The sequence below is a fragment of the Arthrobacter echini genome, assembly GCF_004803505.1.
Classification (GTDB): domain Bacteria; phylum Actinomycetota; class Actinomycetes; order Actinomycetales; family Micrococcaceae; genus Arthrobacter_D; species Arthrobacter_D echini.
In genome coordinates this window covers 262,642-288,148 of the sequence record NZ_SSWH01000002.1, presented here as the reverse complement: position 1 = coordinate 288,148, position 25,507 = coordinate 262,642, and the positions used below count along the sequence as shown (strand labels likewise).

Sequence of the window (25,507 nt, the reverse complement as noted above, 5' to 3'; positions counted from 1 at the left end):
AGCTCGGGCTGAACCTGTTCAGCTGAGCCTCTCGCGCCGCGTCTCGGGAGCGTTGAAGGCCATGAAGAGCACGGCGAGGACCACGAGGGAGCCGATGAGGGCGAAGGTGAGCGGCAGGCCGAGGTAGGGCCACAGCAGGGTGCCGAAGATCAGCGGCACCAGCCCTGCTCCGATCCGCGAGATGGTCGACGCCCACCCGAAACCGCTGCCACGCAGCTCGGTGGGGTACAGCTCCAAGACGTAGGTGTAGAGCACGGGGATGGCCACCTGCACCACGAAGCCGAAGGCCAGCAGCCAGGCCGTCGCGACGGCCGGCAGGTCCAGGGTCAGGGCGAAGACGACCAGCAGGAGGGCGGAACCCGGTCCGGTGACGGCCAGGAGCCACTTGCGGCCCACGCGCTCCACGAGGAGGGCTGCGGCGATGACGCCGAGGAAGCCGACGCCGGTCATGAACGTGGTGGCGATGAAGGCCACCGACTGCGCGTAGCCGGAGGCGATGAGAATGCGCGGCATCCAGGTCAGCGCCCCGTAGTAGACGAGCAGGATGGTCAGGAACAGGCTCCACGCGGTCAGCGTGATGCGCCAGTTGTACCGCCAGAGGCCGGTGAGCTGGCCCGAGATGCTGCCCAGCGAGAGCTTCGGGATCTTCTCCGGATCGGGAAGGCGCCAGGACCGCTGCTCGCCGCCGGTGCGCTCCACGAGATCGTCGATGACGGCTCGCGCCTCGTCGCCGCGTCCGCGCTGCACGAGGAAGAGCGGGGATTCCGGGACGCCCCGGCGCACCCAGAACACCAGGAGTGCGGGCAGGACCATGACGAGCATCGCGTACCGCCAGTCGCCGGTGGTGGAGATGACCGCCGTCGTCACCACACCGCAGAGGAAGGCGCCGATGGGCCACCACCCGTCCATGGCGGTGAGGACGCGCCCGCGCTGGCGCCGCGGGGTGAATTCGCCCACGAGGGCGTAGTCCACGGGGATGCAGCCGCCGAGCCCGAAGCCCGCCAGGAACCGGAAGACGCAGAACCAGAGGATGTCCGGGGAGAACGCCCCGCACACGGTGAAGACGGAGAAGACCAGGAGGGTGAGCGTGAAGGCGCTCTTGCGGCCGATCAGATCCGCCACGGAGCCCCACACGAAGGCCCCCACCGCCATGCCGATCAGGTTCGACGTCGCGATCCATCCTGCCTGGCCGGGCGAGATGCCCCAGTCCGCGATCAGCAGGGGGATCAGATAGGCATTGAGGGTCACGTCCCAGGCGTCGAACATGAAGCCCAGACCGCCGATGAGGAAGATCTTCCCCTGGACCTTCCAGCGCCAGGGGAGGTCCTGGACCACCTGGTCGCCTGTGGGTAGCTGCGTATTGATGCTCATGATGCCTTCGGGGAGGGGCCGTTTACAGCGAGAACTGTACCGCGACGGTCCCGTACTTCCTTTCGTTGCGCCGAGACAGCAGAAATGACAGCGGCTCGGGCGACGACCGGTCATTTCTGCGATCTCGACGACCCGGCGGTCCGAGAGCTGTGGACAACTCCTCGTCCGGGTCCGCAACATCCACGATGGGTGCATGGTCGATCCCTACGCCGAGGCCCTCCTGCGGCTCCACCTGACGCGGTGCTTCAGTGTCGGAACGGCTCGCAGGCTCGGGCTGCCTCCTCACGTGCTGCGTCGCACCGCGTTCACGCGTGAGTCGAGGAGTGTGCGGTCGTTCGCCGGATCGGGGGCGGACCTGTCCGACGTCGTCGCCTGCCTGGGCGGACTCTCCCCGGGGACTGTCGCGAGCCACACGACAGCCGCACTGCTCTGGGGTCTGCCCCTGCCTCGCCGGTCCCAGGACGCGCCGATCCATCTCACGCGTCCTTCCGGAGCGGCTCAGCCCAGGAGGAGCGGAGTCATCGGGCACGTCTCCCGGCTGCGGGACGTGGACGCCGTCACCGTCTACGGCGTGCCGCTCACCTCTCCGGCACGCACCTGGTGCGACCTCGCAGCGCAGCTGTCCCTGACGGAGCTGGTTGCCGCAGGGGATGCGCTGCTGCGGCGTCCTGATGCACCACGACTTCCGGCGGCGACAGCACTGCCGAATCCGCTGACGGGGCTGCCGGAGCTCACGACGACGCTTGCCTCACGCTCCGGTGCCCGGGGTATCGCGCTGGCCCGGAAGGCCCTGCCCCTGCTCCGCACGGGGGTCGATTCCGCGGCCGAGAGCCGGCTCCGCCTGCTCATCGTCGGCGCGGGACTGCCCGAGCCCGAGGTGAACGAGTGGATCCTCGACGACCAAGGGCGCAGGGTCTCCCGACCGGATCTGCAGTACAGGGCTCGCAGGATCGCCCTCGAGTACGAGGGCGAGCATCACCTGAGGGACGCCCATCAATGGGCCCACGACATCGAGCGCGACGAACGGCTCCAGCGGCTGGGGTGGACAGTCCTGCGCTTCACGAAGATCCATCTTGGCTCGCGGCGCCAGGATGCGGTTGCCAGGATCCGGAGAGCGCTGGAGTCATGCGGCGCCTCGTGAGCGGCGTCGAAACCGCAGAAATGACCACGACCCGGGACCTGGGACGGTAACGTCTGCGATCTCGACGTCCCGATAGACTCGACCGAGCCCAACGACGCCCTATCGACGGAGACCCGCGTGAGTCCTGACCAGCCCGATCGTGTCCCCATCCGCCGAGCGCTGATCTCGGTGTTCGACAAGACCGGCCTGGAGGAGCTCGCGCAGGGCCTGCACCGCGCAGGCGTCTCGATCGTCTCCACCGGGTCGACGGCGCAACGCATCGCCGCCGCGGGTGTGCCCGTGACCGAGGTCTCCGAGGTGACCGGGTTCCAGGAGACGCTCGACGGGCGCGTGAAGACCCTGCATCCGAGCGTCCACGCGGGCATCCTGGCCGATCGTCGGCGCCCCGAGCACGTGGAGCAGCTCACCGAGCTCGGCATCGAGGCGTTCGATCTCGTCGTCGTGAATCTGTACCCGTTCGTCGAGACGGTGCGCTCCGGCGCGGAGCCCGACGCCGTCGTCGAGCAGATCGACATCGGTGGTCCCGCGATGGTCCGCTCCGCCGCGAAGAACCATCCGTCGGTCGCCGTCGTCGTGGACCCGGCCGGCTACGGGGACGTGGTCACGGCGGTAACCGAGGGTGGCTTCGAGCTGGCAGCCCGACGCCGACTGGCCGCACGCGCCTTCGCGCACACGGCCGCCTACGACACCGCCGTCGCCGCGTGGACCGCTCAGCACTTCGACACAGACGCAGGTGCGGACGGGGAGGTGAGCTGGCCGGGCTATGCGGGTCTGGCGCTGGAGCGCTCCGAGGTGCTGCGGTACGGCGAGAACCCGCACCAGCAGGCGGCGCTCTACGTGGAGCAGGGGGCGACGCCGGGCATCGCCCAGGCGGACCAGCTCCACGGCAAGGCCCTGAGTTACAACAACGTCGTGGACGCCGATGCGGCCCTGCGCGCAGCGTTCGACTTCGACGAGCCCGCCGTCGCCGTCGTCAAGCACGCCAATCCGTGCGGTGTCGCCGTCGGCTCGGCCGACGCCCCCGATGCCATCGCGGACGCCCACGCCAAGGCGCACGCCTGCGATCCGGTCTCGGCCTTCGGCGGTGTGATCGCCGCGAACCGCGAGGTCACCGCCGGCATGGCCGAGACGGTGCAGGAGATCTTCACGGAGGTCGTGATCGCGCCGTCGTTCTCCGCCGACGCCGTGCAGATCCTGAGCCGGAAGAAGAACATCCGGCTCCTGACCCTTCCGGAGGGCTACGGCCGGAATGCCGTGGAGTTCCGGCAGGTGTCCGGGGGAGTGCTCATGCAGGCCGCCGATGCGCTCCAGGCCGACGGCGACGATCCCGCCGCATGGACCCTGGCCGCGGGCGAGCCCGCCGAGCCCGCCGTGCTCGCCGATCTCGTCTTCGCCTGGAGGGCCTGTCGGGCCGTGAAGTCCAATGCGATCCTCCTGGCGCGCGACGGCGCCTCGGTGGGCGTCGGCATGGGTCAGGTGAACCGGGTGGATTCCTGCCGCCTCGCCGTCGAACGCGCGAACACGCTCGCCGACACAGAACGGGCACGGGGCGCCGTTGCGGCCTCGGATGCCTTCTTCCCCTTCGCCGACGGACTCCAGCTCCTGCTCGACGCCGGTGTCCGCGCCGTCGTCCAGCCCGGCGGATCCGTCCGTGACCAGGAAGTGATCGACGCCGCCGATGCTGCGGGAGTGACCATGTACCTGACGGGTGCGCGCCACTTCTACCACTGACCACCGGGCACCGGCGCCGGCACACGGCCGGTCGGTCGGCGGGCCGGGACCTGCGACACGATAGGTTGGAGCCAACGTGTCCACCCCACCCGACCGCAACGCACCGCAGGAGATGTCCCCCATGTCCACCATCATCTACACCCACACCGACGAAGCGCCGATGCTGGCCACCTACTCGTTCCTGCCGATCATCGAGGCATTCGCCTCGACCGCGGGTGTGGAGGTCGAAGTGCGGGACATCTCGCTCTCCGGCCGCATCATCGCGCTCTTCAGCGACCACCTGCCCGAGGACCAGCGACAAGCCGACGCACTCGCCGAACTCGGTGCCCTGGCGAAGACGCCGGAAGCCAACATCATCAAGCTGCCGAACATCAGCGCGTCGATCCCGCAGCTCAAGGCCGCGATCGCCGAGCTCCAGAGCCAGGGTTACGCGCTGCCGGACTACCCGGATCACCCGGGCACGGACGCCGAGAAGGAGATCCGGGCGCGCTACGACAAGGTCAAGGGCAGCGCCGTCAATCCCGTGCTCCGTGAGGGCAACTCGGACCGTCGCGCCCCCGCATCCGTGAAGAACTACGCGCGCCAGAATCCGCACAGCATGGGTGCCTGGTCGCCGGAGTCGAAGACCAACGTGGCGCACATGACGAGCGACGACTTCCGCTCCAACGAGCAGTCCGTCGTCATCGCCGCCGACGGGGCCATCAGTATCCGCCACCTCGGCGCCAACGGCGCCGTGACCGAGCTGAAGAGTGCGTTCCCCGTGCTCGAGGGCGAGGTCGTCGACGGCACGGTCATGCGCGCAGGCTCGCTCAACGACTTCCTGAAGGCGCAGGTCGCACGCGCCAAGGAGGAGGGCGTACTGTTCTCGGCACACCTGAAGGCGACCATGATGAAGGTCTCCGACCCCATCATCTTCGGTCATGTGGTCCGGGCCTTTTTGCCGGAGCTCTTCGAGACCTACGGCGAGCAGCTCGCGGCCGCGGGCCTGAGCCCGAACAACGGCCTGGCCTCGATCCTCGGCGGTCTCGACACGCTGCCCGACGACGTCCGTGAGGGCGTCCAGAAGGCCATCGACCAGGGCATGGCCGACGGCCCGAGCATCGCGATGGTCGATTCCGATCGGGGGATCACGAATCTGCACGTGCCCAGCGACGTGATCGTCGACGCGTCCATGCCCGCCATGATCCGCAGCTCCGGTCACATGTGGGGTCCCGACGGTGAGGAGGCCGATACGCTCGCCGTCATCCCCGACAGCAGCTACGCCGGTGTGTACCAGGTGGTCATCGACGACTGCCGTGCCAACGGGGCCTTCGATCCCACCACCATGGGCACCGTACCCAACGTGGGGCTCATGGCGCAGGCCGCCGAGGAGTACGGCAGCCACGACAAGACCTTCGAGATCCAGGCAGCGGGCAAGGTGCAGGTGGTCGACGCCGACGGCACAGTGCTGATCGAGCACGATGTCTCCCCGGGTGACATCTGGCGGGCCTGCCAGACCAAGGACGCCGCGATCCTCGACTGGGTGAAGCTCGCCGTCACGCGCGCCCGCGCCTCGGCAACCCCGGCGGTGTTCTGGCTCGACGAGCACCGGGCACACGACGCGAATCTGATCACCAAGGTCAGGGAATACCTGGCGGAGCACACCACCGACGACGTCACCCTCGAGATCATGACGCCCGAGGACGCCACGGCCTTCACACTCGAGCGCCTCCGGCGGGGAGAGGACACCATCTCCGTCACGGGTAACGTGCTCCGCGACTACCTGACCGATCTGTTCCCGATCCTCGAACTCGGCACCAGCGCCAAGATGCTCTCGGTGGTCCCGCTGATGAACGGCGGCGGACTCTTCGAGACGGGAGCCGGCGGATCAGCCCCGAAGCACGTGCAGCAGCTCATCAGGGAGAACCACCTCCGCTGGGACAGCCTGGGCGAGTTCCTGGCCCTCGCGGTCAGCTTCGAGCACCTGGCCACCACCACCGGGAACAAGCGTGCGCAGATCCTCGCCGACACCCTGGACCGGGCGACCGGCACCTTCCTGCTCGAGAACAAGTCGCCCAGCCGGAAGGTCGGCGAGATCGACAACCGGGGCAGCCACTACTTCCTGGCCCGCTACTGGGCCGAGGAACTCGCGCGGCAGGACCAGGACACGGAGCTCGCGGAGAGCTTCGCGCGCGTGGCCGAGGCCCTCACGGGCAACGAGGACACCATCACGGACGAACTGCTCGCCGTGCAGGGCTCACCCGTGGACATCGGCGGGTACTACCACCCCGACGTCGAGAAGGTCACGCAGGTGATGCGCCCGTCGGACAAGCTCTCCGAGGTGCTCGCGATCCTCACGCGCTAGGCGTCCGTTCCACCCGGCCGGTACAGCGCGCTGGACCGGCCGGGTGCGTTCGCGTGGTCGTCAGGCGTCGTCGTTGGCGTACCGCACCCCGAGCTGCGCCCGCACGTCGTCGAACAGGCGGAGCGTGGCCAGGGTGTCGTCGAGCGGCATGGTAGGACTCTCCCGGAGGCCCTCCTGGATGCAGCGGGTGACCTCGCGGAGCTCGTAGGTGTACGCGGCGCCGACCTGCTCGAACCGCTCCACGCGGGGCTCCTCCCCATCCACGGCGATCGTGAGTTCGGTGGGATCGTGGAGCTTCCCACCGGTCTTCAGCCAGCCCTTCGACCCGCTCACGGTCGCCTGCGCGGGGCAGGATGCGATGAACGACGACGACAGCTGGGCGTAGGCGCCGCTGTCGTAGCGCAGCATCAGCGCATTCTGCTCGTCGACGCCGTCGCTGCTGAGTACTCCGACGGCCGAGACCGAGGCGGGGAAGCCGAGGGATCCCAGGGCCCACGTCAGCGGATACACCGTGAGATCCAGCAGGGCTCCGCCACCGGCGGCCGGATCCCACAGGCGGCTCGTGCGATCATCGGGAGCCGTGAAGCCCAGGTCGGCCTGCACCCAGCGGATCTCGCCCAGCACCCCGGAGTGGATCAGATCCCAGGCGCGGTTGATACTGGGCAGGAACCGCGTCCACACCGCCTCCATGAGGAACAGACCGCGCTCCGCCGCGAGCTGCGCCAGCTCGAGCGCCTCGGCGGCATTGATGGTGAAGGACTTCTCGACCAGAACGTGCTTGCCGGCGTCCAACGCAGCCCGGGACACCTCGAAATGCTGGCCGTGCGGGGTGGCGACGTAGACGACGTCCACGTCCGGATCGTCCATGAGCCGCTGGTAGCCCGCGGTACCGCCGTCGTCCCCGTACCCGGCCGTGAAGCCGAAGCGCTCCGCGAAGACAGCCGCTCTGTCGGCGCTCCGGGAGCTGACGGCGTGGAGGACGGCGTCCTCGAGCAGGGCGAGATCGCCTGTGACTTTCGCAGCGATGCCGCCGGTGGCGGCGACGCCCCATCTCAGGGGCCGGCCGGTCGCAGCGACGGGGCTCGGGGCTCCCGGTACTGCGCAGGGAGGCGTGGCGATGCGGTTCTGGGGGTCCATGGCACCATCCTTGCCGCTGCGCCGTACGGCGTCCATGCGGACGGACGAATCGTTCGAACCGCCCCGTGCCGTCAAGAAGTCAACGCAGCGCGATGCTCTTGCCCGAGTGCTCTGTAGTGCTCCGCATTGGCCCTGACGTCCTGGACCTCCTCGTCCGTCAACTCCCGGCGGACCTTGGCAGGAACGCCTGCCACGAGGGACCGGGGCGGCACGACGGTGCCCTCGAGCACGACGGCGCCTGCGGCCACGAGGGATCCCGAGCCGATCACCGCACCGTTCATGACGGTCGCGCTCATGCCGATGAGGCAGTCGTCCTCGACGGTGCAGCCGTGTACCACGGCGCTGTGGCCCACGCTGACACGCCGGCCGATGTGCGTGGGAAAGCCGGGGTCGGCGTGGACCACCACGTTGTCCTGCAGATTCGTGCCCTCCCCGACATGGATGGCGGCCGTGTCGCCGCGGACGCTGGCGCCGTAGAACACGCTCGCGAACTCACCGACCGTCACGTCGCCGATCAGAGCTGCGGTGGGCGCGGTGAAGACGGAGCCACCGATGGTGGGGGTCCTGCCCTTGAAGGTGATGAGGTGAGCCATGGACTCAGCCTAGATGAGCGTCTGCGTGGCCGGGAGAGCAGCCGGGAGAGTAGGCGCGGTCGTGGGCGTCCGGATAGCATGGGAGCGACTTCGACGCGCGACCCACAGGCGCGACGCTACAGACCACTGTGACCGATGCGCGACCCAGAGAAGGATCAATCGATGACCATGTCACCCACGACCGGCTCCACCACTCCAGCTGCTGCGGACACCGTCACCAATGCACCCCTGTCCGAGGTGGATCCGGAGATCGCGGCGGTGCTCAGGGACGAGCTCGGTCGTCAGCGCGACACCCTCGAGATGATCGCCTCCGAGAACTTCGCTCCGCGGGCCGTTCTCGAGGCCCAGGGCAGCGTGCTCACCAACAAGTATGCCGAGGGCTATCCCGGGCGCCGGTACTACGGCGGATGCGAGTACGTCGACGTCGCCGAGAATCTGGCGATCGATCGCGTCAAGGCCCTGTTCGGCGCCGAGTTCGCCAACGTCCAGCCCCACTCCGGAGCGCAGGCCAACGCAGCGGCGCTGTCGGCGATGATCAAGCCCGGCGATAAGATCATGGGCCTCTCGCTCGCCCACGGCGGTCACCTCACCCACGGGATGAAGCTCAACTTCTCCGGCAAGCTGTATGCCGTGGCCGCCTACGGCGTCGAGGAGGACACCCACCGGCTCGACATGGACCGCGTCCGCGAGCAGGCGCTCGCCGAGAGGCCGGACGTGCTGATCGCGGGGTGGTCCGCCTATCCGCGCCAGCTCGATTTCGCTGCCTTCCGCTCCATCGCCGACGAGGTCGGTGCACTGCTCTGGACCGACATGGCACACTTCGCCGGTCTCGTCGCCGCGGGCGTCCACCCGAATCCGGTCCCTCACTCCGACGTCGTCACCTCGACCGTCCACAAGACGCTCGCCGGACCGCGCTCCGGCGTGATCCTCGCGAAGCAGGAGTGGGCCAAGAAGCTGAACTCGAGTGTCTTCCCCGGCCAGCAGGGCGGTCCGCTCATGCACGTGATCGCGGGCAAGGCCACCGCGTTCAGGATCGCCGGATCCGCGGAGTTCAGGGAGCGCCAGGAGCGTGTCCTGGAAGGTGCCCGTATCATCGCCGAACGGCTCACCGGCCCGGACGTCGCGGAGCACGGCGTCTCGGTCCTCACGGGCGGCACGGACGTCCACCTCGTGCTCGTGGACCTGCGCAACTCGAGCCTCGACGGCCAGCAGGCCGAGGACGTCCTTCACTCGGTGGGCATCACCGTCAACCGCAACGCAGTGCCGTTCGATCCGCGGCCCCCGATGGTCACCTCGGGTCTGCGCATCGGCACCCCGGCGCTGGCCACCCGCGGTTTCGGTGCCGCCGAGTTCACGGAGGTAGGGGAGATCATCGCAGCGGCACTCAAGCCGGCGCCCGACGTCGACGCCCTCCGCGCGCGGGTCACCGCGCTCACCGCCGACTTCCCGCTCTACCCCGGCCAGGAGGAATGGTAGGTCGTATCCCGGCGTCACCACCTGCTCGAGCAACCGAACGAGGACGATCCGCATGAGCACCACAGCTCGCATCCTGGACGGAAAAGCCACCGCCGCGCAGATCAAGGCGGAGCTCACCGAGCGCGTCGCTGCGCTGCATGAGCGCGGAGTGAGACCGGGGCTCGGCACGGTGCTGGTGGGCGACGATCCGGGCAGCCGTTCGTACGTGGAGGGCAAGCACCGCGATTGCGCAGAGGTGGGCATCACCTCCGTGCGGCGCGATCTGCCCGGCACCATCAGCCAGGAGGAGCTCGAGGCCGTTCTCGACGAACTGAACGACGACGACGCCACCACCGGCTACATCGTCCAGCTCCCCCTCCCCGCGCACATCGACACGCACACGATCCTCGAGCGCATCGCTCCCGCCAAGGACGCCGACGGCCTGCACCCCACGAATCTGGGCCGGCTCGTCCTCAACGTGGACCGCGGGATGGAGTCACCCCTGCCGTGCACGCCGCACGGGATCGTGGAACTCCTCGAACGCCACGGCATCGCGCTCGCGGGTCTCGACGTGCTCGTGGTCGGCCGCGGCGTCACGGTGGGACGGTCGCTGGGCCTGCTGCTGACCCGCAGACAGATCAACGCGACAGTCACCCTGGCCCACACCGGGACCACTGATCTGGCGGCGCACCTCCAGCGGGCGGACGTCGTCGTCGCCGCGGCGGGCAGCGCCCACATGATCGGCGCGGAGCACCTCAAGCCCGGGGTGATCGTCCTCGACGTCGGAGTGAGCAGGGTCGAGGATCCTCAGACGGGGAAGGCCCGGCTGACGGGCGACGTCGATCCTGCAGCTGCCGAGGTGGCGGCCTGGCTCTCCCCGAATCCCGGGGGAGTGGGACCCATGACCCGCGCCATGCTGCTGGCGAATGTGGTGGACGCCGCAGAACGGCAGTCGAGCAGGGGCTGAGTGTCCCTGAGCAGGACACCGAAGCATCACGTGGTCAGCTCCTCCACGATCACCGGCACATCTCGCCTACGCTGAACGAGTGCCTCTCTCCGACCCGCCCGTCATCTCCGCCCACAGGCTCAGCAAGCACTACGGTGACTTCCACGCCGTCGACGGCATCTCCTTCGACGTGCCCGCAGGAGAATCCTTCGGACTGCTCGGACCGAACGGCGCCGGCAAGTCGACCACCATGCGCATGATCGGGGGTGTGTCGCAGCGGACCTCGGGCGAGCTGACCATCATGGGCCTGGACCCCGAGGAGCACGGTCCCGAGGTCCGGGCACACCTCGGCGTCGTCCCGCAGCAGGACAATCTCGACGAGGAACTGCGCGTGCGTGACAATCTGCTCGTCTACGGTCGGTACTTCGGTCTGCCGATGAGCTATCTCAGACCGAAGGCCGACGAACTCCTCGAGTTCGCCCAGCTCACGGAGAAGTCCGGCGCGAAGGTGGACGCCCTCTCCGGCGGCATGAAGCGTCGCCTGACCATCGCCCGATCACTCATCAACGAACCGAAGATCCTCCTGCTCGACGAGCCGACCACGGGCCTGGATCCGCAGGCCCGCCACGTCCTGTGGGACCGCCTGTTCCGGCTCAAGGAATCCGGGGTGACGCTGATCCTCACCACGCACTACATGGACGAGGCCGAGCAGCTCTGCGACCGTCTCGTCGTCGTCGACAAGGGCCGGATCATGGCGGAGGGCTCACCCGCCCAGCTCATCCGGGACCACTCCACGCGTGAGGTGCTCGAACTGCGGTTCGGGTCCGAGCGCAACACCACGGTCGCCGCCGAACTGCAGGGCATCGGCGAACGGCTCGAGCCGCTGCCCGACCGCGTCCTGATCTACGCCAGGGACGGCGAGGAGGCGCTCGAACAGGTCATCTCCCGCGGACTGAAACCCGTCACCTCGCTGGTGCGTCGGTCCTCCCTCGAGGACGTCTTCCTGCGGCTGACCGGAAGGAGTCTCATTGACTGAGCCAACGCCCTCCGTGGCGTCCGACGACGTCGTGGTGCAACAGCCCTACCGTCTCCACGCACACCCACCCGAGATCTCGGCGTCCCGTGCCCGCAGATTCGGTTCCTGGTACTACGCGGAGCATGTCCTGCGCTCCATGAAGAGCTACCGCTGGACCCTGCTCGCCTCCAGTGTCGGCACGCCCGTGATCTATCTCTTCGCGCTGGGCGTGGGGCTGGCGACACTCGTGGACCGGAACACCGACGATGCCTTCGGCGGGGTCAGCTATCTCGCGTTCATCGCACCGGCGCTGCTGGCATCGGCGGCGATCATGACGGCGGCCACCGAGTTCACGTACCCGGTGATGGACGGCTTCAAGTGGCGCAGGGTCTACTACGGGCCACATGCGTCGCCGCTGAACACCGACCAGATCGTCAACGGCCACGTCCTGGCCATTGCGATCCGGCTGATGGCGACAACCACCATCTACTTCGTGATCGTCGCCGCGTTCGGTGCTTCCGACTCACCGTCGGGCGTGCTCGCCATTCCTGTCGCGGTGCTCACCGGACTCGCCTTCGGCCTTCCGCTGCTGGCATTCGCCGCCGGCCTCGAGGAGGACAGGGGCCAGTTCGCGCTCGTGATGCGCTTCATCGTCACACCCCTGTTCCTGTTCTCCGGCACCTTCTTCCCGCTGGAGACCCTTCCGGTGTTCCTGCGCTGGATCGGCTGGATCTCACCGCTCTGGCACGGCACGGAACTGGGCCGGGCCCTCACCTACGGGTACGAGCTACCGGTCTGGCTCGCGGTCGTCCACGTGGTGTTCCTCGTGGTCCTCGCCGTCGTCGGCCTGCACCTGGCCCGGTCCGTCTTCGCGCGGAGGCTGGGAAAATGAGCTCACAGCTCTCGCGGCAGGACTACGCGCTGGAGGGATCGACGCGGCCGCTCGCAGCCCTGTACTCCCGCAATGCCCGGGCAGTCATCGCCCGCGGGCTCCTCGCGACCCGGAGCAGCAACGGTCTGGTCCTCGTCTCGGGCTTCTTCGAACCCGTGCTCTATCTGCTCTCCATGGGGATCGGACTGGGCGCCCTGGTCGGAGACGTCGAGGGACCCAACGGCCAACCCATCAGCTACGCCGCCTACATCGCCCCGGCGCTGCTCGCCGTCTCGGCGATGAACGGCGCGGTGTATGACAGCACCTGGAACGTCTTCTTCAAGATGAACTTCGCCAAGCTCTACCAGGGGATGCTGTACACCTCCCTGGGACCACTGGACGTGGCGATCGGGGAGATCTTCCTCGCCCTGCTCCGCGGTGCGCTGTACGCGGCGGGATTCACGACGGTCATGGCGCTCATGGGTCTGCTCACCACGCCCGTGGCCCTGCTGATGGTCCCGGTCTCGGTGATCATCGCGTTCGGTTTCGCGTCCTTCGGCATGGGGATCACGAGCTTCATGAAGACGTTCCAGCAGATGGAATGGGTCAACTTCGTGCTGCTGCCGATGTTCCTCTTCTCGGCGACGTTCTACCCGCTGAGCGTCTACCCACAGGGCATCCAGTGGTTCATCCAGGCGCTGCCCCTCTGGCACGGCGTCGAGCTGCTGAGGCAGATCAGTGTGGCCTCGTTCAGCCCGGCCACCCTGGTCCACCTCGGCTACTTCCTGCTGATGATCGCCGTCGGGATGCTCCTGACCACCCTGCGCCTGCGGAAGCTGTTCCTCAAGTAGGTGTCCGCGTCAGATCACCAGGGTGGCGTACACCACGTAGTTGTCGTCGTACGCGCCGGTCTCCGGGTTGTAGCCGTCGCAGGTGATGAGGCGCAGCTCCGAGCCGTCGGTGTTCCCGTAGACGGTCTGCGTCGGGAAGTCGTTCTTCAGGTACTGCTCACCGTGCTGGAACTCGAAGACAGCCGTGCTGCCGTCCTCGCGGATCACGTTGATGAGGTCCCCGGCCTTGAGCTCGCGCAGGCCCGCGAAGACCCCCTCGCCTCCGTCGGTGGCGTTGACGTGGCCGAGCATGACCGCCGGGCCACGCTCCCCGGGAGTGGGGGAGAGGTTGTACCAGCTCGCGGGCGATCCCGGTTCACCCGGTGGGACATCCAGCGTCTGGTTCTCGCGCAGACCCAGGCTGAGCAGCTCGGACCGGGTATCGATCGCGGGGATGTCCAGAGTCACCGGGGTCGATGCCGGCAGGACGGCAGGAAGGGGCTCCGGGGAAGGATCGCCGGCGGCGGGCGGAGAAGGGACAGCCGACGGGGCGGTGACGCTGGTACCCGGAAGGACCGGTTTGGCGACCGGTTCGGCGGTGTAGCCACAGCCGGCGAGGAGAAAGAGGGCAGCCACCGCCGGAGCCGTGAGGCCCCAGCGATGGCCGTGTGTTCCACTGATCATGGTGAGAGATTCTACTTCACCGAGCAGTGCGGGACATCCGGACTATGCGTTGTGTGCCGCACGACGACGCACCGCGTAGGTTCCGCCTGCTGCTGCCGCCAGGACGAGGCCACCGCCGAGGGCGATCATGCCCGTGGAGGAGGACTCGGTGGCCACACCGGTGTCGGCTCCACCCTCGGGCATGGCTGCCATCTGGTCCATCACGAGCGTGCCACACAGCGCGGGCGAGGTGGCTCCCAGGGGAAGCTCGGGATCCAGGTCGCTGGGCGAGTTGAAGACGTCCTCGGACACACCGGCGGTTGCCGGATCCAGACCGTGCACGACGACGACCGAGGTGCCCTCCTCCAGCGACTTCTGCTGGGCCTCGTCGATGGTGATGGTGCGCTCGATGGTGTACGAGCCACCCTGGCCGCCGAGCTCGAGATTCAGGGCTGCGGCCGGAGTCGTGTCGCCGGACGTGCTCAGCGTGGTGAGGATGTCGCCGTAGCGGCCGGCAGCCTCGGTGGTGCTGATGATGCCGTTGCCGTCGGCGTCATCGGCCGGGACCGGACAGGTGCCCATGGCGTTGCCGTGGACGTGCTGGACGTGAGGGTAGGGTCCATCCATGAAGGTCTCCGCCAGGCCCGAGACCTGCAGGTTGACCGTGGCCTGGTCACCGGCGACGTCGACGGTGACCGTGCCGGTGCCGGTGGTCCCGTTGAGCTGACCCAGCGTCGAGGAGTAGGTGCCATCTGCTGCCAGGGCGGGCGAACCGGCCATGGCGACGGCGCCGAGTGCCAGGGCTGGTACTGCGAGGAAACGCATTTTCTTGTTCATGATTTGTCCTCCGTAGTGCGAATGCGGCGCACCGTGGGGCACGCACGGAGGTAGTTCGGGGTGAGGACCGTCACGGATTGGGAACACTGGGAGAAAAGTTGGAGAACACTGACAGTTCGCCCGCGGTGGAAGCAGGCGGAGCAGGAGGAGGCATGCGGGAGAATGGGCAGATGCAGTCACTAGGAAGCAACGGGCGGCCGGCTGGCCGGGGCATGAGCATGCGCATGGGCAGCGCCGGGGTCGCCGTCATGGTGGTGGTCTTCCTGGTCGCCGTGGTCTTCGCGGCGAACCAGAACGACGTCATCGGCTGGCTGGTGGTGATCATCTCCCTCGGCTGGCTCCTGGTGTTCAGCTTCGTCGTGTTCACTCTTCGTTCCGCAGCACGCAAGGCCGCGGCCCGGCTGCAGGGCGCCACCGGCTTCGGCGGGACCGGCACGAGCGGGACGGACGGGCAGACTCCGATGGCCGCGGACCGCGCACGGGACCTGAAGCTCGAGCACAGCTTCAAGATCGTGCAGGTGCAGGTGGGCGTGGTCCGGGAGTATCTCGGGAAGGACGAGGGCATGGTGGAGCGTGCGCTCGAGACCATCGAGATCACCTCGCACAACGCCCGTTCCATGATGAAGAACTCCGGCGAGGGACCCGTGGAGGGCACCGTTGTCGACTGATCAGCGGTGGCTCACGAAGGACCGGGAATCGGTCCCGGGAGTAGGGTTGAGCGGGTGACTCCGGCATCAGAGATCCAAGGGAAACCGCTGCGCATCGCCTCGGTGAACGTCAACGGCATCCGCGCCGCCTACAGGCGAGGTATGGAGCAGTGGCTCGAGCAGCGCGACGTCGACATCCTGTGCCTGCAGGAGGTGCGCGCGCCCGACGACGTCGTCCGGTCCCTACTGGGCCAGGACCGGCACATCCATCACGCCGAGGCCGAAGCCAGGGGCCGCGCAGGAGTCCTGATCGCCTCCCGGCAGGAACCGACGACGCTGCGCACCGGCGTGGGCGACAGCTACTTCGACACCGCCGGGCGCTGGGTCGAAGCCGACTTCGATCATCACGGAACCTCCTTGACGGTCGTCAGCGCCTACGTCCACTCCGGTGAAGTGGGCACCCCGAAGCAGGATGACAAGTACCGCTTCCTCGACGCCCTCGGCGCACGCCTGGCCCAGCTCCGGGAACGGGGCGGGTACGCCGTCGTGACGGGTGATCTGAACGTGGGTCATACGACGCGCGACATCAGGAACTGGAAGTCCAATGTGAAGAAGGCCGGATTCCTCCCGGAGGAGCGCGCCTATTTCGACCGTTACCTCTCGGACGAGTCCGGGTTCGTGGACGTCGCGCGTTCACTCGCCGGTGACGTCGACGGGCCGTACACCTGGTGGTCCTGGCGCGGCAAGGCGTTCGACAACGACACAGGGTGGCGTATCGACTACCAGCTCGCCACGACGGACCTCGCGGCACGCGCGGTGAGCGCCGACGTCGACAGGGCGACCGGGTGGGACACGCGGTTCTCGGACCACGCACCGCTCGTCGTCGACTATCAGATCTAGCATCCAGGACCATATCCATGACTGAATCCACACCTGAGCCTTCGATGCAGCGCCGCCAGCGCATCCTCTCGGGAATGCAGCCCTCTGCCGGGTCCCTGCACCTCGGGAACTACGTCGGTGCACTCGTGCAGTGGGTCCGCCTCCAGGAGACCTATGACGCGGTCTTCTTCATCCCGGACCTGCACGCCATCACGGTTCCGCAGGATCCGCGGGAGCTCGCCCACCGCACCCGGATCACGGCGGCGCAGTACATCGCAGGTGGCGTGGACCCGGACAGGGCCACCCTCTTCGTGCAGTCCCAGGTACCGGAACACGCCCAGCTCGCCTGGGTCCTGAACTGCCTCACGGGCTTCGGTGAGGCGTCCCGCATGACGCAGTTCAAGGACAAGGCCGCCAGACAGGGAACCGATTCCGCGAGCGTGGGCCTGTTCACCTACCCGATCCTGCAGGCCGCGGACATCCTGCTCTATCAGCCGGACGGGGTCCCCGTCGGTGAGGACCAGCGCCAGCACGTCGAGCTGAGCCGGGACCTCGCACAGCGGTTCAACACGCGGTTCGGTGAGACGTTCGTCCTTCCCCGCCCCTTCATCCAGAAGGAGTCGGCCAAGATCTACGATCTGCAGAATCCGACGGCGAAGATGTCGAAGTCGGCGTCGTCGCCCGCCGGACTCGTGAATGTCCTCGACGATCCGGCGGTCACCGCCAAGCGCATCAGATCCGCGGTCACGGATACGGGAGCGGAGATCCGCTTCGACCGGGAGGGCAAGCCGGGAATCTCCAATCTGCTCACCGTGTACTCGGCCCTGTCGGGGAGGAGTATCGCCGAACTGGAGACCGCGTACGAGGGTCGACTGTACGGACATCTGAAAGTGGATCTCGCCGAGGTGGTCGTCGAGGCACTCACCCCGGTCCGCCGGCGTACCGAGGAGCTCCTGGCCGATCCTGCCGAGCTCGACCGGCTTCTGGCACAGGGTGCTGCGAAGGCGCGGAATCTTGCTGCACCGACGCTCGCCGACGTCTATGAACGTGTCGGATTCCTTCCCGCGGCACAGGTCCGATGAGTCCCACCAGTCCGCGCCATGGCGGATCGGTGACGGAGGCGTCCCGTCCGGCTGATCCGGGCGATACAGCAACCTGTGTCGGGATCACGATCCCCGTCCCGGAGCCCCTGGCCGGAACGCTCGAGACGCTCCGGGCGTCGTTCGGCGATCCGATGGCAGCCCTCGTCCCGCCACACATCACCCTCATCACCACAACACCTGCATCGGACTGGGGTGCCACCATCGACCACGTCCGTCAGGTGGCACGTGAGCAGCAGCCCTTCGAGGTACGCCTGCACGGTACCGGTTCCTTCAGGCCGGTCTCTCCGGTGGTGTTCCTCCGGCTCGTCCGCGGAGCCGGCGAGTGCGCCGATCTCCATACCAGGCTTCAGAGCGGACCGCTGGAACGTGACCTGGCCTTCGACTTCTTCCCCCACGTGACCGTGGCGCACGACGTGTCCGACGCCGGCATGGACGAGGCCGAGAGGACGCTGGCAACCTTCGAGGCCTCCTTCCGGGTGCAGTCCATGGGACTCTATGAACACGTTCCGTCGGGACTGTGGAAGCTCAGGGAGGAGCTGAACTTTGGCGAGGACACTGACCGCTCCCAAGCCGTCGCCGATTGATCAGCCGTCCCCTGCCAATCTGCCCGATCTCCAGCGCAGGGTCATAGACGCGCAGATCAGGCTCGGTCGTCTCCGGCGCTCCGATACTCCCGGCATGGCACTCCTTCTCGCCCGGCTGAACGTCGGGCTCTTTCGCTTCTTCACCCTCGAACCTGTTCGGGTACTGCTGCTGTACGTCGAACGCCGCGGTCCGTTGATGGCGGCAGGGCTCGCCTATCGGCTCTTCTTCGCCATCGCAGCCCTGCTCGTGGTCGGCTTCGCGACGGTGGGTATCGTGATCGCGGGCAACGAGGCCCTACGGACCATCACGGTGGACGCCCTCGACCAGTCCGTTCCCGGCCTGATCGACAGGGGCCGGGGGGAGGGAGGGCTGCTCAGACCGCAGACCCTGTTCGACGCGACGAGTGGCCTGGGCTGGGCGATCGTCGTATTCACTGCCGTGATGCTCGTGACCTCCCTGGGCTGGATCGGAGGGATGAGGCAGGCCATGCGCGGGCTCTTCGCGCTGGGGCCGGTGGCCATGAACCCGGTGCTGCTCAGGATCAAGGATCTGGGCACACTCGCCCTCCTGGGCGCCGTGATGCTGGTCACGACCGCACTCGGCGTCATTGCGAACAACACGCTGGACGCCCTGCTCGTGGTCCTCGACCTGGGAGCGGTCACCCAGGTCCTGACGCAGGGCGCGGGCTTCCTGCTGATGATCCTGCTGGACACGCTCATGGCGGCGATCCTGCTCAGGTCGGCGTCGGCCATCGAGATGCCCAGGGCTGTCCTGCGTCGCGGGGCGATCATCGCCGGCCTCGGCAGCACAGTGCTGAGAACCTTCTCGGCGCAGATCCTCGGCAGTTTCGGCAACAACCCGCTCCTGTTCTCCTTCGCCGTGATCCTCGCGCTCTTCGTCTGGTTCTTCCTGCTCAGCCAGGTGTACCTGCTGGCCACCGCGTGGTGCGCCATCGCGACGGCCGACGCCGAGGTGGACGCCCAGCGGGAGCACCACGCGAAAGCCGGCACCCTCAGGCAGCGGAGCCGCCGGCGGGTCCGTAGCTGAGACGGCCGGTGGCCATCACCGCTGCTGCCTGCCGATGCAGCAGCTGCCTGCCGACACGTCGAAGGGCGGCCCGCTGAACGGACCGCCCTTCGACGAGTGGAACTGGACGCACATCCGTCGTGCGTGGGATCTGTTCGCTCAGATCTTGCGGGTCAGGATCGCCTGCTTGACCTCGGAGATGGCCTTGGTGACCTGGATGCCGCGCGGACACGCCTCGGTGCAGTTGAAGGTGGTGCGGCAGCGCCAGACCCCTTCCTTGTCGTTGAGGATCTCCAGGCGCATGTCGCCGGCGTCATCGCGTGAATCGAAGATGAACCGGTGCGCATTCACGATCGCCGCCGGCCCGAAGTACTGACCGTCGGTCCAGAAGACCGGGCACGAGGAGGTGCAGGCAGCGCAGAGGATGCACTTCGTGGTGTCGTCGTACCGCTCACGTTCCTCGGCGGACTGCAGGCGCTCCTTCGTGGGCGAGTGTCCCTTGCTGATCAGGAACGGCATGATCTCCCGATAGGACTGGAAGAACGGTTCCATGTCCACGATCAGGTCCTTCTCCACCGGCAGGCCCTTGATGGGCTCCACGAGAATGGGCTTGGACGTGTCGAGGTCCTTCAGCAGGGTCTTGCAGGCTAGCCGGTTGCGGCCGTTGATGCGCATGGCGTCCGACCCGCAGACCCCGTGCGCGCAGGACCGGCGGAAGGACACCGAACCGTCGTGCTCCCACTTGACCTTGTGGAGGGCATCGAGCACGCGGTCCGTGCCGTACATGGTCAGCTTCCACTCGTCCCAGTGCGCCTCGTCCGAGATCTCCGGGTTGTAGCGGCGGACCTTGAGCGTGACATCGAAGGTCGGGATCTCCCCGCCACCGCCGACGCCGGGCGCGAGCTCGACCTTCGACGCCGGCTCCTTCTCCATGGTTTCTGCACTCATCAGTACTTACGCTCCATCGGCTCGTATCGGGTGAAGATCACAGGTTTGGTTTCGAGACGGACACCGCTGGTCCGTGTGGCGCTGGGGTCCTTGTAGGCCATGGAGTGGGTCATGAAGTTCTCGTCGTCGCGCTCGGGGAAGTCCTCGCGGAAGTGGCCTCCACGGGACTCCTGCCGGTGCAGCGCAGCCGCCGTCATGACCTTCGCCATGTCGAGCAGGAAGCCGAGTTCCACGGCTTCGAGCAGATCGAGGTTGAACCTCTTCCCCTTGTCCTGGACCGTGATGCGCGTGTAGCGCTCCTCCAGGCCGTCGATGACGCTCAGCGCTTCCAGAAGAGTCTGCTCCGTGCGGAACACCTGGACGTTGGCGTCCATGATGTCCTGGAGTTCCTTGCGAATGGCGGCAACCCGCTCGCCACCCTCGGAGCTGCGCGCACGATCGAGCAGTGCCTCGGTCTCCGCCGTGGGGTTCTCGGGAATCTCCACGAAGTCCGCCGTCAGCGCGTACTCGGCCGCCGCGAGACCGGCACGCTTGCCGAACACGTTGATGTCCAGGAGCGAATTGGTCCCGAGGCGATTGGAACCGTGCACCGAGACGCAGGCCACCTCGCCGGCCGCATAGAGCCCGGGAACCACCGTCTCGTTGTCCGAGAGCACCTCCGCCGAGATGTTGGTCGGAATCCCGCCCATCGCATAGTGCGCGGTGGGGAAGACCGGGACGGGCTCGGTGTAGGGCTCCACCCCGAGATAGGTGCGGGCGAACTCCGTGATGTCGGGGAGTTTCGCGTCGATGTGTGCGGGTTCGAGGTGCGTCAGATCGAGCAGGACGTAATCCTTGTTCGGACCGGCGCCGCGCCCCTCGCGTACCTCGTTGGCCATGGAGCGGGCCACGATGTCGCGCGGGGCCAGATCCTTGATGGTCGGCGCGTAGCGTTCCATGAACCGTTCGCCGTCCGAGTTGCGCAGGATGGCACCCTCGCCGCGCGCCGCCTCCGAGAGCAGGATCCCGAGACCGGCCAGGCCGGTGGGATGGAACTGGAAGAACTCCATGTCCTCGAGCGGGATACCCCGCCGGAACGCGATGCCCATGCCGTCGCCGGTCAGGGTGTGCGCATTGGACGTGGTCTTGTAGACCTTTCCCACGCCTCCGGAGGCGATGACGACCGACTTGGCCTGGAAGACATGCAGTTCTCCCGACGCGAGGTCGTAGGACACGACGCCGGCGACCCGCTTCTCGAGGCGCGTCTCACCGTCGACCGTGACCTCCTGGTCCACCATCAGCAGATCGAGCACGTAGTACTCGTTGTAGAACTCGACGTTGTGCTTGACGCAGTTCTGGTAGAGCGTCTGCAGGATCATGTGACCGGTGCGGTCCGCGGCGTAGCAGGACCGGCGGACCGGAGCCTTGCCATGGTCACGCGTATGACCGCCGAACCTGCGCTGGTCGATGCGTCCCTCGGGTGTCCTGTTGAACGGCAGTCCCATCTTCTCGAGGTCGAGGACGGCGTCGATGGCCTCCTTCGCCATGACCTCGGCGGCATCCTGGTCCACGAGGTAGTCCCCGCCCTTGACCGTGTCGAACGTGTGCCACTCCCAGTTGTCCTCCTCGACGTTCGCGAGGGCTGCACACATACCGCCCTGGGCAGCGCCCGTGTGCGATCTCGTGGGATAGAGCTTCGTCAGGACGGCTGTGTGGGCGCGCTGGCCCGCTTCGATGGCGGCGCGCATTCCTGCACCACCGGCGCCGACGATGACGACGTCGTACTTGTGGACCTGCATACTGGTCGCTCTTTCTGTTGAAACCGTTGTGTCTGAGGTGCGGGCGCCAGGCGCGGGTACTACGTGTGCCGGGGGGGCGTGTTCCGGGTCTAGACGGCGGGGCAGTAGCTGGCGGTGGACGCTACACCGTCGATCACCGGGCAGGGATCGAAGGTGAAGATGACGAGAGTCCCCAGGACCACGATGACGGCGGTCGCGGTATAGAGCACTCCCTTGAGCCACATGCGGGTGCTGCTCTTCTCCGCGTAGTCGTTGATGATCACGCGGATGCCGTTCGTGCCGTGCAGCATGGCCAGCCACAGCATGGTCAGATCCCAGATGCGCCAGAGGGTGCTGGCCCACTTCCCGGCCACGAAACCGAAGTCGACGCCGCTGATGCCGTCGCCGCTGATGAGGTTGACCCAGAGGTGGGTGAAGATCAGGACGACGAGGAGGGCGCCGGACAGGCGCATGAACAGCCACGCGATCATCTCGAAGTTGCCGCGAGAGGTCGATGAGCGTGAATAGCCCGGCGCGACGCGGCCGGAGCGCGGGCTCTCGATAGTGGGGGTGGCCATGGTTCCTAACCTCCGAAGACGTGCATGAGATGGCGGATCGAGAAGGCGATCATGACGACTGCCCAGAGGCCCACGACGCTCCAGAGCATCTGGCGGTGGTAGCGCGGACCCTTCTTCCAGAAGTCCACGAGGATGACGCGGATCCCGTTGAAGGCGTGGAAGACGATGGCTGCGACGAGCCCCAGCTCGCCCAGGCCCATGATGGGGTTCTTGTAGGAGGCGATCACGGCGTCGTACGCCTCGGGCGAGACGCGCACCAGGGAGGTGTCGAGCACGTGCACGAGGAGGAAGAAGAAGATGACCACCCCCGTGATGCGGTGCGCCACCCAGGACCACTGACCTTCCCGGCCACGGTAGAGGGTGCCTGCTGGTACCAGTGTCTTCGACATCGAAATGACCTCCCTGCATCGCGAGGGCGTTAGCGCATTGAACGCAGGGATCACGCCGGTGCGACAGCACTCTGTGGACAACAATAATCTAGGCCGGTGACATTCGGTGCTCAAGGAAGGTGCGCCTGACCTGTGACCTTGTAGACACCGGACGCGGTGCCCGCTGCCATGGGCGGGCGAGTGCAGCGGCGTCCTGCTCCGGATGCGTCGGTTACCGTGGAAAGGATGAGTACCGAGAGGGCATCGGCCCGGACTTCCGACAGTGTGCTGGGTCGCTTCCACGGCGTCATCCCGGCAGGTGGCACCGGCACGCGGCTGTGGCCGCTCTCGCGTGCGGCGGCCCCGAAGTTCCTGCACGACCTCACCGGTTCGGGGAGCACTCTGATCCGCGCCACGTACGACCGGCTCCTGCCACTGACGCAGGGCCGGATCATGGTGGTGACGGGAGTGGTGCATCGGCGCGCGGTACTCGCGCAGCTCCCCGAGATCGAGGACACGGACCTCGTGCTCGAGTCGGAACCGAAGGATTCGGCTGCCGCGATCGGGCTCGCCGCAGCGATCCTGCACCGGCGGGATCCGGGCATCATCATGGGCTCGTTCGCCGCGGATCAGGTGATCGCGCCCGCGGAGCTGTTCCAGGACGCCGTCCGCGAGGCCATCCACACGGCGGCGGAGGGATATATCGTCACCATCGGGATCGAACCGACGCACCCCTCCACGGGCTTCGGCTACATCCGTGCCGGAGACCCGCTGACCGTGGCAGGCGCGCCGACGGCGCGAGCCGTCATCGAGTTCGTCGAGAAGCCGTCGCAGGCCGTGGCCGACGGCTATATCGACAGCGGCAACTACTCGTGGAACGCCGGGATGTTCGTGGCACCGGTGGAGCTCATGCTCAGGCATCTCGCGGCGAACGAGCCCGAACTGCATGCCGGCCTGCTGGAGATCGCCGCCTCCTGGGACACCCCGCAGCGGGTCCAGGTGGCCCGCCGCATCTGGCCGACCCTTCCGAAGATCGCGATCGACTACGCGGTGGCCGAACCCGCGGCGGCAGCGGGCGACGTCGCCATGATCCCCGGTGGCTTCAGCTGGGACGACGTCGGGGACTTCGCCGCCATCGGCCGCCTCAACCCGGCGGAGGAGAACAGCGAGCTGAAGGTGATGGGCGAGGGCGCCCGGGTGTTCTCGGAGAACGCCTCCGGCATCGTGGTCTCGGACACCAAGCGCGTCATCGCGCTGATCGGGATCGACGACGTCGTCATCGTGGACACTCCCGACGCGCTGCTCGTGACGACCAAGGAGCACGCGCAGGAGGTCAAGAAGGCCGTCGAACGGCTGCGGGCCAGCGGCGACACCGACGTCCTGTAAGCGGGAAAGCTGCACTTCACGGACTTCCCCTCGACGGTGGGCGGCCCGGGTGCATCTGCGCGCGGCACCGGTCGGTAGGCTGATCACGTGGAAACGTACAACGCCCGCAGCGCCTCGATCTCGCGCGTGGGGCCGGCCCTCGAGCCGCACCTCGGCGGACTGACGGAGATCCGGCGCGAACTCCACCGCCACCCGGAGCTGTCCTTCGCGGAGAAGCGGACCACTGAGCTCATCGTGGAACAGCTCCAGGGGGCAGGGCTGGCTCCGCAGCGTCTGGCCGGAACCGGCGTCGTCGTCGATATCGGCCGCGGCCCCATGGTCCTCGGGCTGCGCGCGGACATCGACGCGCTGCCGATCGGCGAGGAGACGGGCCTGGACTACTCCTCCCGGACGCCGGGTGTGACCCATGCGTGCGGCCACGACATCCACACGACGGTGATGCTCGGCGTCGCGCGCGTGCTCGCCGAACTCGACGCGACCGAACCGCTCCCGGGGACGGTGCGGATCATCTTCCAGCCCGCCGAGGAGATGATGCCCGGCGGCGCCCTCGACGTGATCGCGCAGGGCGTCCTGGTCGGTCTCCCGCGGATCCTGGCACTGCACTGCGACCCGCGGATCGACGTCGGACTCGTCGGCACACGCATCGGCGCCATCACCTCGGCGTCCGACACCATCCGGGTGGAGCTGACGGGCCACGGTGGCCACACCTCCCGGCCGCATCTGACCGAGGACCTGGTCTTCGCCCTGGCCACCATCGCCGTGAACGTCCCGGCGGTGCTGTCCCGGCGGATCGACGTGCGCAGCGCCGTCTCGATGGTGTGGGGGCAGATCCACGCCGGTTCCGCCCCCAACGCCATCCCCGCCCAGGGCTTCATGTCCGGCACCCTACGGTGCCTGGACGGTGAGGCCTGGGAGTCCGCCGGTGAGCTGCTCGACCGCACCGTGCGTGAGATCGCGGCACCCTTCGGCGTCGAGGTCAAGCTCGAGCACATCCGCGGTGTACCCCCGGTGGTGAACCAGGAGGCGGAGATCGGCCTGCTCGAGGCCGCTGCGCGCGCCGAGCTGGGTGCGAAGGCCGTGGTGCTGACGCCGCAGTCGATGGGCGGTGAGGACTTCGCCTGGATGACACAGCAGGTGCCCGGCGCCATGATGCGGCTCGGGACGCGCACTCCCGGAGGGGAGACGTTCGATCTGCACCGCGGCGACTACGCGCCGGACGAGCGCTCGATCGAGTGCGGCATCCGGGTCATGGCGGCAGCGGCGTTGCAGGCGCTACTGGGCAATGGGCATTGAGAG

General features: G+C 67.6%; 24 protein-coding genes. 15 read left to right on the top strand and 9 right to left on the bottom strand.

All coding sequences use genetic code 11. The features are described from left to right. Positions 1–18 precede the first annotated feature (18 nt). Positions 19–1,371: an MFS transporter gene (locus E8P82_RS03705; RefSeq protein ID WP_136453135.1), complete on the bottom strand. Its 1,353-nt coding sequence runs from the start codon at positions 1,369–1,371 to the stop codon at positions 19–21. A gap of 193 nt (positions 1,372–1,564) precedes the next feature. On the opposite strand from E8P82_RS03705, the gene E8P82_RS03700 reads away from it, so the two are divergent. The 3 genes from E8P82_RS03700 to E8P82_RS03690 all read left to right on the top strand — a co-directional run bounded on the left by E8P82_RS03700 (position 1,565) and on the right by E8P82_RS03690 (position 6,587). Beyond that, positions 1,565–2,512 carry a DUF559 domain-containing protein gene (locus tag E8P82_RS03700; RefSeq protein WP_136453134.1) on the top strand — a complete coding sequence of 316 codons (948 nt, stop codon included), beginning with the start codon at positions 1,565–1,567 and terminating at the stop codon, positions 2,510–2,512. Positions 2,513–2,629: 117 nt separating this feature from the next. After that, positions 2,630–4,243 carry a bifunctional phosphoribosylaminoimidazolecarboxamide formyltransferase/IMP cyclohydrolase gene (gene purH / locus E8P82_RS03695; protein WP_136453133.1) on the top strand — a complete coding sequence of 538 codons (1,614 nt, stop codon included), beginning with the start codon at positions 2,630–2,632 and terminating at the stop codon, positions 4,241–4,243. A 121-nt stretch (positions 4,244–4,364) separates the two neighbouring features. Continuing rightward, entirely contained in the window at positions 4,365–6,587 is a 2,223-nt protein-coding gene (locus tag E8P82_RS03690; protein ID WP_136453233.1) for an NADP-dependent isocitrate dehydrogenase, read from the top strand. A gap of 60 nt (positions 6,588–6,647) precedes the next feature. Here the strand turns inward: E8P82_RS03690 and E8P82_RS03685 are convergent, their stop codons facing one another. Continuing rightward, positions 6,648–7,724, bottom strand: coding sequence for a Gfo/Idh/MocA family protein (locus E8P82_RS03685; protein ID WP_136453132.1), 1,077 nt, complete (start codon positions 7,722–7,724; stop codon positions 6,648–6,650). Positions 7,725–7,795: 71 nt separating this feature from the next. Next, positions 7,796–8,317 carry a gamma carbonic anhydrase family protein gene (locus tag E8P82_RS03680; RefSeq protein WP_136453131.1) on the bottom strand — a complete coding sequence of 174 codons (522 nt, stop codon included), beginning with the start codon at positions 8,315–8,317 and terminating at the stop codon, positions 7,796–7,798. 162 nt (positions 8,318–8,479) lie between these two features. On the opposite strand from E8P82_RS03680, the gene glyA reads away from it, so the two are divergent. From glyA to E8P82_RS03655, 5 genes are all read left to right on the top strand, one after another. Next, positions 8,480–9,793: a serine hydroxymethyltransferase gene (glyA, locus tag E8P82_RS03675; RefSeq protein WP_136453130.1), complete on the top strand. Its 1,314-nt coding sequence runs from the start codon at positions 8,480–8,482 to the stop codon at positions 9,791–9,793. Positions 9,794–9,845: 52 nt separating this feature from the next. Then, positions 9,846–10,739: a bifunctional methylenetetrahydrofolate dehydrogenase/methenyltetrahydrofolate cyclohydrolase gene (locus tag E8P82_RS03670; RefSeq protein WP_136453129.1), complete on the top strand. Its 894-nt coding sequence runs from the start codon at positions 9,846–9,848 to the stop codon at positions 10,737–10,739. 79 nt (positions 10,740–10,818) lie between these two features. Then, complete coding sequence (locus tag E8P82_RS03665; RefSeq protein WP_136453128.1) at positions 10,819–11,754, top strand: ABC transporter ATP-binding protein; 936 nt, start codon at positions 10,819–10,821, stop codon at positions 11,752–11,754. Further along, on the top strand, positions 11,747–12,625 hold the full coding sequence (locus tag E8P82_RS03660; RefSeq protein ID WP_246020926.1) for an ABC transporter permease: 879 nt from the start codon (positions 11,747–11,749) through the stop codon (positions 12,623–12,625). The genes E8P82_RS03665 and E8P82_RS03660 overlap by 8 nt, the downstream gene beginning before the upstream one ends. Continuing rightward, the gene (locus E8P82_RS03655; protein WP_136453127.1) at positions 12,622–13,455 is read left to right on the top strand and encodes an ABC transporter permease; all 834 of its coding nucleotides are present in this window, start codon (positions 12,622–12,624) and stop codon (positions 13,453–13,455) included. Before E8P82_RS03660 ends, E8P82_RS03655 begins: the two co-directional genes overlap by 4 nt. A 9-nt stretch (positions 13,456–13,464) precedes the next feature. Here the strand turns inward: E8P82_RS03655 and E8P82_RS03650 are convergent, their stop codons facing one another. After that, entirely contained in the window at positions 13,465–14,118 is a 654-nt protein-coding gene (locus tag E8P82_RS03650) for a class F sortase (protein ID WP_136453126.1), read from the bottom strand. Positions 14,119–14,160: 42 nt separating this feature from the next. Further along, positions 14,161–14,934: a hypothetical protein gene (locus E8P82_RS03645; RefSeq protein WP_136453125.1), complete on the bottom strand. Its 774-nt coding sequence runs from the start codon at positions 14,932–14,934 to the stop codon at positions 14,161–14,163. A gap of 170 nt (positions 14,935–15,104) precedes the next feature. Here E8P82_RS03645 and E8P82_RS03640 point away from each other — a divergent pair, with 170 nt between their 5' ends. The 5 genes from E8P82_RS03640 (at position 15,105) to E8P82_RS03620 (ending at position 19,195) form a co-directional block, all read left to right on the top strand. After that, complete coding sequence (locus E8P82_RS03640; RefSeq protein WP_136453124.1) at positions 15,105–15,602, top strand: hypothetical protein; 498 nt, start codon at positions 15,105–15,107, stop codon at positions 15,600–15,602. A 72-nt stretch (positions 15,603–15,674) separates the two neighbouring features. After that, entirely contained in the window at positions 15,675–16,481 is an 807-nt protein-coding gene (locus tag E8P82_RS03635) for an exodeoxyribonuclease III (protein WP_136453231.1), read from the top strand. Between the two features lie 17 nt (positions 16,482–16,498). Further along, entirely contained in the window at positions 16,499–17,542 is a 1,044-nt protein-coding gene (trpS, locus tag E8P82_RS03630) for a tryptophan--tRNA ligase (RefSeq protein ID WP_136453123.1), read from the top strand. Further along, complete coding sequence (locus E8P82_RS03625) at positions 17,539–18,147, top strand: 2'-5' RNA ligase family protein (RefSeq protein WP_136453122.1); 609 nt, start codon at positions 17,539–17,541, stop codon at positions 18,145–18,147. The genes trpS and E8P82_RS03625 overlap by 4 nt, the downstream gene beginning before the upstream one ends. 94 nt (positions 18,148–18,241) lie before the next feature. Continuing rightward, a complete protein-coding gene (locus E8P82_RS03620) occupies positions 18,242–19,195 on the top strand; it encodes a YihY/virulence factor BrkB family protein (RefSeq protein WP_136453121.1) in 954 nt (317 codons plus the stop codon). Positions 19,196–19,333: 138 nt separating this feature from the next. Here E8P82_RS03620 and E8P82_RS03615 read toward each other — a convergent pair whose 3' ends face one another. The 4 genes from E8P82_RS03615 to sdhC form a co-directional block, all read right to left on the bottom strand. Then, on the bottom strand, positions 19,334–20,122 hold the full coding sequence (locus E8P82_RS03615; protein WP_136453120.1) for a succinate dehydrogenase iron-sulfur subunit: 789 nt from the start codon (positions 20,120–20,122) through the stop codon (positions 19,334–19,336). After that, entirely contained in the window at positions 20,122–21,900 is a 1,779-nt protein-coding gene (sdhA, locus tag E8P82_RS03610) for a succinate dehydrogenase flavoprotein subunit (protein ID WP_136453119.1), read from the bottom strand. Before sdhA ends, E8P82_RS03615 begins: the two co-directional genes overlap by 1 nt. 89 nt (positions 21,901–21,989) lie before the next feature. Continuing rightward, positions 21,990–22,457, bottom strand: a complete 468-nt coding sequence (locus E8P82_RS03605; protein ID WP_136453118.1) for a succinate dehydrogenase hydrophobic membrane anchor subunit — start codon at positions 22,455–22,457, stop codon at positions 21,990–21,992. A gap of 5 nt (positions 22,458–22,462) precedes the next feature. Continuing rightward, a complete protein-coding gene (gene sdhC / locus E8P82_RS03600) occupies positions 22,463–22,846 on the bottom strand; it encodes a succinate dehydrogenase, cytochrome b556 subunit (protein ID WP_136453117.1) in 384 nt (127 codons plus the stop codon). A 225-nt stretch (positions 22,847–23,071) separates the two neighbouring features. Here sdhC and E8P82_RS03595 point away from each other — a divergent pair, with 225 nt between their 5' ends. Further along, positions 23,072–24,211: a mannose-1-phosphate guanylyltransferase gene (locus E8P82_RS03595; protein WP_136453116.1), complete on the top strand. Its 1,140-nt coding sequence runs from the start codon at positions 23,072–23,074 to the stop codon at positions 24,209–24,211. 87 nt (positions 24,212–24,298) lie between these two features. Next, on the top strand, positions 24,299–25,504 hold the full coding sequence (locus E8P82_RS03590; protein ID WP_136453115.1) for an amidohydrolase: 1,206 nt from the start codon (positions 24,299–24,301) through the stop codon (positions 25,502–25,504). The last annotated feature ends 3 nt before the right edge of the window (positions 25,505–25,507 follow it).